We start from the raw sequence: 11,242 nt of genomic DNA on the forward strand, positions 1-11,242 counted from the left end.
AATATCTGGAACCGTATTGCGTAACGCACCACAGAAGCGATGTGATTTACACGAGTCGGGGCGAGAAGGTGGCGATAGATATTGCTGCAATAAGCAACATGGTGAACATGCTCAAGGGGCACGAGAAGCTGGAAATGCTCGACGCCGAGGATCATAAGCTCAAGCACTTGCTCGACAAGCTGTCGGAACATGGCTACGGCGGGAAGATAGAGCTACCAGCCGAGGATCCCAACCGACCTGTCCGGTTCGACGACCCGAAAAAAAACCCACAGTAACGTGGGTTTTTTTTCCAGCATCAATCGATCAGTTGGCCATCGAAGAACGTGGCTTGACCGGCTGGTTGTCGTTGGAGATGGTCACTTCAACGCGGCGGTTCATGGCGCGGCCCGAAACGCTGCCGTTATCGGCAACCGGGTATTCCTTGCCATAGCCCTGGGTCACGATGCGCGAGATATCCACACCCTGGTTGGCCAGTGCGCGCTGTACGGAAGCGGCGCGGCGCTCGGACAGGCTCTGGTTGTACGAGTCGGAACCGGTGCTGTCGGTGTAGCCTTCGACGATCACTTTACGGTCCGGGTTATCGCGCAGGAACTGCGCCAGCTTGGTGATGTTCACCAGGCCGCTGGACTTGAGGTCCGACTTGTTGGTGGCGAACAGCACGTCACCAAAGGTCACCAGCGTGCCGCGATCAGTCTGCTTGGCGTTCAAGCTGTCTTGCAGTTGCTTGATCTGCGCGTCACGGGCCTGCAGCAGGGCGCGGGCACGTTCGTCACCGGCGTTTTTCAGCTTGGCTTCGGACTCACGCAGGACGATGGTGTCCTTGGCCACTTCAACGCGCTGGTTGGTCAGGTAGGCCAGTTGGTCGACCTTCTTCTGGTCTTCCTTGTCGCGGTAGGCCTTGTCAGCCTTGTCCAGCCAGTCGCTGGCGTCTTTGGTTTCCAGCGCCGCTACCTTGGTGGCTTGCGGGTTGGCTTGCAGGGCCGAGAAGTTGGTCCGAGCATTTTCCAGGTTCTGGTTCGGCGGGGTGGAGCAAGCCGCCAGAGCAACGCTCATCGCCAGCAGGGCAGGGATCATCAATTGTTTACGCATAGTCGTGTCGTCCTTTCAATTCGGTTTCGGGTGCAATGCAATCAGGGGCGGCGGCTTACTGTTGCGGCTGGATCACAGCCGGGCGCATGCCTTCCTGACGCAGCTCCTGAACAGCTTTCTGGGAATCCTTCACAGCCTGTTCGGCCTTGGCAGCCTGGGCTTTACGCTCTGCTACGCGAGCGTCCCACTCGGACTGTTCGGCCAGGCGACGGGCTTCGTCGTAGTTCTTGTCGTGCATGGCGATTTCAGCTTGCTTCAGTTTGTCCTGGGCAGACTTCATCTCCACGGCTGCGAACTCGGTACCGCCGGCGCTGACAGCGCTGTTCACCGCAGATTGGGTCACAGCGTATTGCTCGGTCGGCGGGTTGCCGGCGCAGCCAGCCAGTACGAAGCTGGTGCCGATTGCCAGCGCGGCCAATTTAAGCCCGCGCAGGTGGTTAAACGAGGTTTTGGCAGTGCTGGTCTTCATCGTCTTCAACTCCATTAGGTAACTCCTGAAAAACATCAAATCCATCTCCGGCTTGCAGTGTCTGCGGGGCCCGGCGGTTAGCTCAGGACGCCTATTCAAACGGCTGTTCCAAGTGATGGCTTACTGGCTGTGACCGGAGGCTTTTTTGAATAGTTCAGCGAAGATGGCGATTTGCCTAAAAAAATATTTGACTGAACGGTCAGCGTTTAAAAGTTGGAACTTTTGCATGGCGCAGCGGTATCCAGGGCCTGTGGGAGGCCCTGAATACGGGAGGTTAAGGGGTTTGAGGCGCAGGTTTACTAGTGTTTCTGCTTGTCGGACTGAGCTGACAAATCGTGTAGGTAACGCCGTGACAGGCTGAGAAAACGTGGGGTTGGGCCGACATCCTCATACAGCGGATCGCCTTCCTCATCGGTGGCAATCACCTGCTTGCCCTTGATGTAGGGAAAGCTCGCTTCCAGCTCTTCGAGGGCTGCACCAATCAACTCGCCGAGCAGTTCTTCGGTATGGCGTTTGGGGTACATCTCGGAGATCGCCGCCAGCCTGGCGGCGGCTTCCACGTCCAGATGGATGGCGTATTCGGTTTTGGTCAGGCGACCCTTGGCGTTTTCTTCCCAATGCTGGGCCAGTTCTCGGATTTTCATGGCAACCTCAATGGAGCCCACGGTACGCGGGCGATGATGAGTGACCAGCCGGCCAGCGCGGATAACGCTGCGGCTTACTGTTGAGACTAGCTGCAACTCACAAGGTTTAAAGTTCCTTGTAAGACGTCGCCGTGGGCGGCACTCTTGAAGATCAAAGCGTCCCGGATTTTCTGCTGGAGATTGGCTGATGAGCGATATCGATGCACGTTTGCGTGAGGATGTTCACCTGCTGGGTGAACTGTTGGGCAACACGATTCGAGAACAGTACGGCGATGAATTCCTCGACAAGATCGAGCAGATCCGTAAAGGCGCCAAGGCCGACCGCCGTGGCGCAGCCTCGGAGCAGGTGGCCGGCGAAGAGCTGAGCGCCAGCCTCAATCAACTCAAGGAAGACGAACTGCTGCCGGTGGCGCGGGCCTTCAACCAGTTTCTCAACCTGGCCAATATCGCCGAACAGTATCAGTTGATCCACCGCCGTGATGAATCAACCCCGGCGCCGTTCGAGTCGCGGGTGCTGCCGGAACTGCTGGCGCGCCTGCAGAGTGAAGGCCACAGCAGCGAATCCCTGGCGCGCCAGTTGGGTCGGTTGGAAATCGAACTGGTGCTCACCGCTCACCCCACCGAAGTCGCCCGCCGCACCCTGATCCAGAAATACGACGCCATCGCCGCACAACTGGCCCTGCAGGATCACCGCGACCTCACCACCGCCGAGCGCGAGCAGATCCGCAATCGCCTGCAACGCCTGATCGCCGAAGCCTGGCACACCGAAGAAATTCGCCGCACCCGGCCCACGCCGGTAGACGAAGCCAAGTGGGGCTTTGCGGTGATCGAGCATTCGTTGTGGCACGCCATCCCGAATTATTTGCGCAAGGCCGATCACGCCTTGCACGCGGCTACCGGCCTGCGCCTGCCTCTGGAGGCCGCGCCGATTCGCTTCGCTTCCTGGATGGGCGGCGACCGCGACGGCAACCCCAACGTCACCGCCCCGGTCACCCGCGAAGTGCTGTTGCTGGCGCGCTGGATGGCGGCTGACCTGTACTTGCGCGACATCGACCACCTCGCCTCCGAACTGTCGATGCAACAGGCCAGCCCGGCATTGCAGGCCAAGGTGGGTGACAGCGTCGAACCTTACCGGGCGTTGCTCAAGCAATTGCGTGAGCGGCTGCGCGCCACACGCCAATGGGCCCACACCTCGTTGACCAGCACCACGCCGGCGCCCGCCGATGTGCTGCAAAATAACCGCGACCTGCTCGAGCCTTTGCAACTGTGCTACGAGTCGCTGCATAGCTGCGGCATGGGCGTGATTGCCGACGGCCCGCTGCTGGATTGCTTGCGTCGGGCGGTCACGTTCGGGCTGTTCCTGGTGCGCCTCGACGTACGCCAGGACTCCACCCGCCACTGCGCGGCCATGACCGAAATCACCGACTACCTGGGCCTTGGCCGGTACGAGGATTGGGACGAAGAGGCGCGCATCAGCTTCCTGATGAAGGAACTGGCCAACCGTCGACCCCTGTTGCCAGGCTACTTCAAGCCTTCGGCAGACACCGCCGAAGTGCTGAACACCTGTAAGGAAATCGCTGCCGCACCGGCTGCGTCCCTGGGTTCCTACGTCATCTCCATGGCCGGCGCCGCGTCGGACGTGTTGGCCGTGCAACTGCTGCTCAAGGAGTCCGGCGTACAACGGCCGATGCGTGTGGTGCCGTTGTTCGAGACTCTGGCTGACCTGGACAACGCAGGCCCGGTGATCGAGAAACTGCTGCTGTTGCCGGGTTATCGCGCCCGCCTGCAGGGCCCGCAGGAAGTGATGATCGGCTACTCGGATTCGGCCAAGGACGCGGGCACTACCGCCGCCGCCTGGGCGCAATACCGGGCCCAGGAACGGCTGGTGGAAATCTGCCGCGAACAACAAGTCGAACTGCTGCTGTTCCACGGTCGTGGCGGCACTGTAGGCCGCGGCGGCGGCCCGGCTCACGCGGCGATTCTGTCGCAGCCTCCGGGGTCGGTGGCGGGGCGTTTCCGCACCACTGAGCAAGGCGAGATGATCCGCTTCAAGTTCGGCCTGCCGGACATCGCCGAGCAGAACCTCAACCTGTATCTGGCGGCGGTGCTGGAGGCAACCTTGCTGCCACCGCCACCACCGGAACCGGCGTGGCGCCACCTGATGGACGAATTGGCCGCCGACGGTGTCAGCGCTTACCGTGCCGTGGTGCGGGAAAATCCGCAGTTCGTCGAGTATTTCCGCCAGTCGACCCCGGAGCAGGAACTGGGTCGCTTGCCCCTGGGCAGTCGTCCGGCCAAGCGCCGGGCTGGTGGCATTGAAAGCCTGCGGGCGATCCCGTGGATCTTCGGCTGGACCCAGACCCGCCTGATGCTGCCCGCCTGGCTCGGCTGGGAAGCGGCGTTGAACAATGCCCTGGAGCGGGGCGAAGGCGAGTTGCTGGGGCAGATGCGCGAGCAGTGGCCGTTCTTCCGTACGCGCATCGATATGCTGGAAATGGTGCTGGCCAAGGCCGACGCCGACATCGCCCGGCTGTATGACGAGCGATTGGTGCAGCCCGATCTGCTGCCATTGGGCGCGCACTTACGCGACCTATTGTCGCAGGCGTGCAGTGTGGTGCTTGGCCTGACTGGCCAGTCTCAGCTGCTGGCCCACAGCCCCGATACGCTGGAGTTCATCCGCCTGCGCAACACCTACCTGGACCCGTTGCACCTGCTGCAGGCCGAATTGCTGGCCCGATCGCGACAACAGGAAGCGGCACAGGACAGCCCTCTGGAACAGGCGCTGCTGGTGTCTGTGGCCGGTATTGCCGCTGGTTTGCGCAACACCGGCTGACATTTATGGCGTGTTCTCAATAGCTTGCAGATACCCCGCGCCGGTCGCCGTAAAATTGGCGACCGGCGTTTTGCTGTCAGGGTTGTACCTGCTTGTAAAGCCAGCGCGGCGCGGGTTTCTCCTACTTTCGGCGGCTTGTGTGGTTTGGGCCTGCTGTGTATCTTGATCAGCCTTTGGCCGTTTGTGCGGCCTGGACCCAAAATTTCCGAGATTGGCCCCACGCGGCGAATCCGAGCGTCATCTCTATAAAAAATTGAGGAGCACATCGATGCGCGTCATTCTGCTGGGAGCTCCCGGGGCCGGTAAAGGTACTCAGGCAAAGTTCATCACTGAAAAATTCGGCATTCCACAAATCTCCACCGGCGACATGCTGCGTGCGGCCGTCAAGGCCGGCACCGAGCTGGGCCTGATCGCCAAGAGCGTGATGGACAGCGGCGGCCTGGTCTCCGATGACCTGATCATCAACCTGGTCAAGGAACGCATCAGCCAGGACGACTGCAAGAACGGTTTCCTGTTCGATGGCTTCCCGCGCACCATTCCCCAGGCTGAAGCCCTGGTGAAGGCCGGCGTCGAGCTGGACAACGTGGTGGAAATCGCCGTTGAAGACGAAGAGATCGTGCAGCGTATTGCCGGTCGTCGTGTTCACGAGGCCTCGGGCCGCGTCTACCACATCGTCTACAACCCGCCGAAAGTCGCGGGCAAGGACGATGTCACCGGCGAAGACCTGGTGCAGCGTAAGGACGACACCGAAGAGACCGTGCGTCATCGCCTGTCGGTCTACCATTCCCAGACCAAGCCGCTGGTGGACTTCTACCAGAAACTCTCGGCCGCCCAGGGCAAGCCGAAGTACAGCCACATCGAAGGTGTGGGTTCGGTTGAAGCCATCACTGGCAAAGTACTGGAAGCGCTGATCTGATCGTTCATCCGCTTGATTGACAACGGCCCGCTTGCGGGCCGTTGTTGTTTATACTGACGCACTTTTTTTCAACGTGGATGCATACACCGATGAGCACCTTGCTGGCCCTGGACACCGCGACTGAAGCTTGCTCCGTTGCCCTGCTGCACGATGGCAAGGTTACGAGCCACTACGAGGTGATCCCGCGCCTGCACGCGCAGAAGCTGTTGCCGATGATCAAGCAATTGCTGCTGGACGCGGGCACCACCTTGTCGGCAGTGGACGCCATCGCATTCGGGCGTGGCCCGGGCGCGTTCACCGGCGTGCGCATCGCTATCGGTGTGGTCCAGGGCCTGGCATTTGCGCTGGAGCGTCCGGTGTTGCCGGTGTCCAACCTGGCGGTGCTGGCGCAGCGGGCATTTCGCGAACACGGCGCCAACCAGGTCGCGGCGGCCATCGATGCGCGCATGGATGAAGTGTATTGGGGCTGCTACCGCGAAACCGCTGGCGAGATGCGCCTGGTGGGGGCTGAAGCTGTGCTGTCGCCTGAAACGGCGGCCTTGCCGGCTGATGCCAGCGGCGACTGGTTCGGTGCCGGCACCGGCTGGGGCTACGGCGAGCGCATTGGGGTGACGCTTGCCGGCCAGGATGCCGGGATGCTGCCCCACGCCGAAGACCTGCTGGCCCTGGCACGCTTTGCCTGGGAGCGAGGCGAGGCGATTCCGGCGGACCAGGCGGCGCCCGTGTACCTGCGGGATAAAGTGGCGCAGACCAAGGCTGAACGCGGGATTATTTGACGTCAAAAGTGCGGGCAATTTCAGACAAAAATAGCCAATCGTCAGAATTTGCCCGCGCTTTTAAACCTTTTACCAATTATGTGTTCTAGTTATCACCAGAGCATTTGCGCGCCATGGAAAGCGCCACTAAAATGCCATCACCGATACCGAGTTCGCATGTATGCGCATAGACGGCTTTTCATCACAGTCCTACCCCCTCAAGCGCAAGCCTCGCAAGGCGAACGTGACGGTAGACGACTCCGTCGAAGACTCGCCCGACTTTGTTGAAATCCAGTCTGACAACACTGCTGTTTCAACCCGTTCCCAGGGTTCCGGCGGTGCACGTACCAGCGGCGTTCCTGCCCGCCAGCAAGACATGATCTTCCCGCGCTCCATGAGCAAAAACGTCGCCAATGCCCTGGCCAGCTACCTGACCACTGCCGGCTTTGTCGAATGGGATATGGAAGTGCTGGGCCTCGATATCCATATCTGATGCTGTTGCCTTACTACCTCGGTTGTCCGTCCTGGAGTGAAAACGCCTGGCGCGAATACCTGTATCCCGCCGACGCCCGCTCCAGCGATTACCTTGCCCTGTATTCCCAGGTCTTCAACGCCGTCGAGGGCAACACCACGTTCTACGCCCGTCCTTCCGTCGCTACCGTGCAGCGCTGGGCTGAAATCATGCCCGAGCATTTTCGCTTCACGGCCAAGTTTCCGGGGGATATCAGCCACAGCGGCAACCTGATCGAGCAGTTGCCGGCGGCGGAAAGTTTCCTGGGGTTGATGAGCCCGTTGGGCGAGCGTATTTCGCCGTTGTGGCTGCAGCTGCCGGCCAGTTTTACCCCGCAGCGCCTGGGTGAGTTGGCCGGGTTTATCGACGGGCTGGAGCGACCGTTGGCGGTGGAGGTGCGTCACTCGGAATTTTTCGCCAAGGGCGACGCCGAGCGCAGTCTCAACCGCTTGCTGCGCGACCGCGGTGTCGAGCGCATCTGCCTGGACCCGCGTGCGTTGTTCAGTTGCACCTCCACCTCGGCAGCCGTGCTGCACGCCCAATCGAAAAAGCCCAAGGTGCCGCCTCGCCCGGCGGCGCTGACGCAGTTTCCGCAAGTGCGCTTTATTGGCCATCCGGAGTTGGAAGCCAATGATCCGTTCCTGGTGCCCTGGATTGAAAAGGTCGCCGGCTGGATCGAAGAGGGGCGTACGCCCTACGTGTTTCTTCACACTTCCGACAACCGCCTGGCCGCCCAACTGGCCTTGCGCTTTCATGAGAAATTGATGCTGCGCTTGCCCGGCTTGCCGGCATTGCCCACCCTGCATCGAGAACCCGCAGCGGAGCAACTGGGGTTACTCTAAGGCTCCTTTTCCCGACAGGAGTCAGTCATGGATGCCCAAACCCTTCGCGCCGAAACCTTCAAGGCCCTGCATGAGCGTGACCGCGCGTTCGTGATGCCCAATCCATGGGATGCCGGCTCCGCAAAAATGCTCGCCAGCCTGGGGTTTGAAGCCCTGGCCACCACCAGCGCCGGCTTTGCCTTCAGCCTCGGCCGCCCGGATGCCGAAGGTGCGTTGTCCCTGGAAGACACCTTGGGCAATGCCGGGGCGATCGTCCAGGCGACCTCGCTGCCCGTCGCCGCCGACCTGGAAAACTGCTTCAGTGACACCCCTGAAGGCTGCGCCGAGACTATCCTGCGGGCGGCAGCGACTGGGATTGTCGGTGGCTCCATCGAAGACGCCACCGGAATTGCCGTCGACCCGATCTATCCCTTTGACCTTTCCGTGGAGCGCGTCGAAGCCGCAGTCGCCGCTGCCCGCAGTTTGCCATTCCCCTTCACGCTGACCGCCCGCGCGGAAAACCTCCTGCATGGCCGGCTGGATTTGCCCGACACCATTCGCCGCCTGCAGGCCTACGCCGAAGCTGGCGCCGACGTGCTCTATGCACCGGCCCTGCGCAGTGCCGAGGAAGTATTGGCGGTGGTGAAGGCGGTTGCACCCAAGCTCGTGAATATCTTGATGTCAGGCGCCCTGAAACTCAGCGTGGCGCAGTTGAGCGAGATGGGCGTCAAGCGCATCAGCGTCGGCTCGGCCATGGCCCTGGCGGCTTATGGCGAGTTCTTCAGGGCGGCCCAGGAGGTTCATGAGTTGGGCACGTTTACCTTCACTGAGCGCTCGATGCCGTTCAACCAGGCCAATCAACTGTTCAAGGGCTGAGGCGTGCGTTTCTTCAAGGTGCTGGGCGTGCTGCTGGTGTTGGCAGGTGGTGTGTTGGTTGGCGTGTGGCGGGGCTGGGTGCCGCTGCCCGATGAGTGGAACCCGTGGGCGCCGCTGGACGTGCGGGCAAGCCCGAACCTGCTGACCCGATTCAAGCTTGGGCGTTTGCAGGATGATCCTGCCCTATGTGACCAAGTGCTGAAGACCTCCGGGCTGCGGGTCGCCCATCAGGCGGACAGCCCTGCCGACGCGGCTTGCCCGCTGCGCAATACATTGCGGGTCCAAGGCGCTGATGTCGGCTTGAGCAGCAGCTTTCTCGCCAGTTGCCCGCTGGCCGTGGCGTTCGCCCTGTTCGAGCGCCATAGCCTGCAACCAGCGGCCCAGGCGGTGTTTGGCCAGGCAGTGACGCGGGTCGATCACCTGGGCAGCTTTGCCTGTCGCAATATCTACAACCGCGCCAACGGGCGACTCAGCCAGCATGCGTCGGCCAATGCGTTGGATATCGCCGGGTTTCGCCTGGCGGACGGGCGCACCATCAGTGTGCTCAAGGATTGGCCGGGTGACGGCGAGCGTGCGCGCTTCCTGCGGCAAGTGCGCGACGGCGCCTGCAAGGATTTCAATGTGGTGTTGAGCCCGGATTATAACGCCGCCCACCGTAATCACTTTCATCTGGACATGGGTCGGTGGTGGGTGTGTCGCTGAGGGTCAGGCGGCCAGGCGCAGGTTGTGCAGGATCAGCGGACGCGCCCAGCGGCTGTCGAAATCCAGGGCTTTCTGTTGCTCAACCAGCTCTTCTGCCGGGAACGGTGGCGGTGGTGGTGGCAGCAGGTCCAGTTCGAATTCGGCGATCGGCAAATGCAGCGGGCGTGGTTGCGGCGCGGGACCCGGTTCGGGCAGCGGTTGGCCGGCGGCCAGGACGATCGGGCGCACCCAGGCGCTTTCGAAGTTTTGCTGCTTTTGCTGGGCGACCACTTCTTCCGCCGGGTACGGTGGCGGGGCCGGTGGCAGCAGTTCCAGTTCGAATTCGGCGATAGGCAGGAACAGCGGCTCGGGCGGGGCGATCTCGGTGTCTGTCACATCACAGGCGCGCTGGGTGACGATCTGCGACAGCAGGTCACTGCCTTCGCTGGGTTCTACCGCCGGGTCCACAGGTTTCGCCACCGACTTGGCGAGCGCGCCCGGCGTGTCGCCGAGCTGTTCGGCCAACGCCTGGGCGAAGAAGTCCTGCCACACATGACTGACGCCGGCCAGCGCTTGGGTATTGCGCAGGCCGAAGTGGTTGTGGGTCGGCAGTACACCGGTGAATAGCGAAGGAATGTCTGACATTTCTCTCGATCGTCGCTCAGCTCTGGCAAAATGCCGGATCCTTTTTTTTATCGGCCGCTTTTTGCCGATCCTTAATATTTTTGAGCGTAGTCACCGATGAGCGAACAACCAGCGGCCAGCCGCATTCGGGTCGAGGCCTTGGCCGAAGGTTTTCAGGCGCGTGCGCAGCACTGGGCCGAGCAGCTGGGGTTGCCTTTGCAACTGGATGAGGCGGACTTTGCCTTGCAGGTGGGGGAGCAGGGGCTGCAGTTGCAACAGCTGGGGCCTGAGGCGCCGGGGCCGGTGCGGGTGGATTTTGTGGAGGGTGGGGCGGCGCACCGGCGTCTGTATGGCGGCGGCAGCGGGCAAATGATTGCCAAGGCGGTGGGTGTGGCGCAGGGCGTGCGGCCCAGGGTGCTGGATGCTACCGCGGGGTTGGGAAAGGATGCATTTGTGTTGGCCAGCCTGGGTTGCGAGATGAGCCTGATTGAACGCCAGCCGTTGATTGGGGCGTTGCTGGAAGATGGCTTGGCGCGAGGTGCAGAGGATTTTGAGGTGGCGCCGATTGTGGCGCGGATGAGGTTGCTCAAGGGCAACTCCATTGAGGTGATGCGCGATTGGGAGGGGGAGCCGCCTCAGGTGATTTATCTGGATCCGATGTTTCCGCATCGGGAGAAGACGGCGTTGGTGAAGAAGGAGATGAGGTTGTTTCGGCCGCTGGTGGGGGATGATCCGGATGCGCCGGCGTTGTTGGCGGCGGCGTTGGCTTTGGCCAGTCATCGGGTGGTGGTCAAGCGGCCGCGTAAGGCGCCTTGTATTGAGGGGGTGAAGCCGAGTCATGCGTTGGATGGGAAATCCAGTCGGTATGACATTTATCCTAAGAAAGCGCTGAAGTCCTGAGGGTTGAGTACATATCCGTTATTTAGGTAACGGCCACTTAGGGTTCCGCTCTTACAGCGGGTCACTTTTTTACAAACGCCTAAAAAAGTAACCAAAAAACGCTTTGCCCCACCACTCGGTGCC

General features: G+C 61.5%; 13 protein-coding genes. 9 read left to right on the plus strand and 4 right to left on the minus strand.

Annotated elements, in window-relative coordinates; translation table 11 throughout:
- The first annotated feature begins 41 nt into the window (after nucleotides 1-41).
- Entirely contained in the window at nucleotides 42-275 is a 234-nt protein-coding gene (locus tag HX805_RS27675; RefSeq protein ID WP_177117490.1) for a hypothetical protein, read from the plus strand.
- A gap of 28 nt (nucleotides 276-303) precedes the next feature.
- Here the strand turns inward: HX805_RS27675 and HX805_RS27680 are convergent, their stop codons facing one another.
- The 3 genes from HX805_RS27680 to HX805_RS27690 form a co-directional block, all read right to left on the minus strand.
- Nucleotides 304-1,089, minus strand: a complete 786-nt coding sequence (locus HX805_RS27680) for an OmpA family protein (RefSeq protein WP_003219227.1) — start codon at nucleotides 1,087-1,089, stop codon at nucleotides 304-306.
- Nucleotides 1,090-1,144: 55 nt separating this feature from the next.
- Nucleotides 1,145-1,573 (minus strand): DUF4398 domain-containing protein, encoded by a 429-nt coding sequence (locus tag HX805_RS27685; protein WP_003219226.1) that lies wholly within the window; start codon nucleotides 1,571-1,573, stop codon nucleotides 1,145-1,147.
- A gap of 284 nt (nucleotides 1,574-1,857) precedes the next feature.
- On the minus strand, nucleotides 1,858-2,202 hold the full coding sequence (locus HX805_RS27690; RefSeq protein WP_003219222.1) for a hypothetical protein: 345 nt from the start codon (nucleotides 2,200-2,202) through the stop codon (nucleotides 1,858-1,860).
- A 187-nt stretch (nucleotides 2,203-2,389) separates the two neighbouring features.
- Between HX805_RS27690 and ppc the strand changes: the two genes are divergently transcribed.
- From ppc to HX805_RS27725, 7 genes are all read left to right on the plus strand, one after another.
- Nucleotides 2,390-5,035, plus strand: a complete 2,646-nt coding sequence (gene ppc, locus HX805_RS27695) for a phosphoenolpyruvate carboxylase (RefSeq protein WP_102368213.1) — start codon at nucleotides 2,390-2,392, stop codon at nucleotides 5,033-5,035.
- Between the two features lie 268 nt (nucleotides 5,036-5,303).
- A complete protein-coding gene (adk, locus tag HX805_RS27700) occupies nucleotides 5,304-5,951 on the plus strand; it encodes an adenylate kinase (RefSeq protein ID WP_008431098.1) in 648 nt (215 codons plus the stop codon).
- A gap of 89 nt (nucleotides 5,952-6,040) precedes the next feature.
- The gene (gene tsaB, locus HX805_RS27705) at nucleotides 6,041-6,727 is read left to right on the plus strand and encodes a tRNA (adenosine(37)-N6)-threonylcarbamoyltransferase complex dimerization subunit type 1 TsaB (RefSeq protein ID WP_003219215.1); all 687 of its coding nucleotides are present in this window, start codon (nucleotides 6,041-6,043) and stop codon (nucleotides 6,725-6,727) included.
- A 160-nt stretch (nucleotides 6,728-6,887) separates the two neighbouring features.
- A complete protein-coding gene (locus HX805_RS27710) occupies nucleotides 6,888-7,199 on the plus strand; it encodes a hypothetical protein (protein WP_003219213.1) in 312 nt (103 codons plus the stop codon).
- Nucleotides 7,199-8,059: a DUF72 domain-containing protein gene (locus tag HX805_RS27715; RefSeq protein ID WP_003219211.1), complete on the plus strand. Its 861-nt coding sequence runs from the start codon at nucleotides 7,199-7,201 to the stop codon at nucleotides 8,057-8,059. The genes HX805_RS27710 and HX805_RS27715 overlap by 1 nt, the downstream gene beginning before the upstream one ends.
- A gap of 27 nt (nucleotides 8,060-8,086) precedes the next feature.
- Nucleotides 8,087-8,914 carry an oxaloacetate decarboxylase gene (locus tag HX805_RS27720; protein WP_177117491.1) on the plus strand — a complete coding sequence of 276 codons (828 nt, stop codon included), beginning with the start codon at nucleotides 8,087-8,089 and terminating at the stop codon, nucleotides 8,912-8,914.
- A 3-nt stretch (nucleotides 8,915-8,917) separates the two neighbouring features.
- On the plus strand, nucleotides 8,918-9,616 hold the full coding sequence (locus HX805_RS27725) for an extensin family protein (protein WP_087695213.1): 699 nt from the start codon (nucleotides 8,918-8,920) through the stop codon (nucleotides 9,614-9,616).
- A 3-nt stretch (nucleotides 9,617-9,619) separates the two neighbouring features.
- On the opposite strand, the gene HX805_RS27730 is transcribed toward HX805_RS27725, so the two are convergent.
- A complete protein-coding gene (locus HX805_RS27730) occupies nucleotides 9,620-10,240 on the minus strand; it encodes an energy transducer TonB (protein WP_102368219.1) in 621 nt (206 codons plus the stop codon).
- A 96-nt stretch (nucleotides 10,241-10,336) separates the two neighbouring features.
- On the opposite strand from HX805_RS27730, the gene HX805_RS27735 reads away from it, so the two are divergent.
- Nucleotides 10,337-11,119, plus strand: a complete 783-nt coding sequence (locus HX805_RS27735; protein ID WP_003219204.1) for a class I SAM-dependent methyltransferase — start codon at nucleotides 10,337-10,339, stop codon at nucleotides 11,117-11,119.
- Nucleotides 11,120-11,242 lie beyond the last annotated feature (123 nt).

It is taken from the genome of Pseudomonas sp. G5001, assembly GCF_013385475.1.
Classification (GTDB): domain Bacteria; phylum Pseudomonadota; class Gammaproteobacteria; order Pseudomonadales; family Pseudomonadaceae; genus Aquipseudomonas.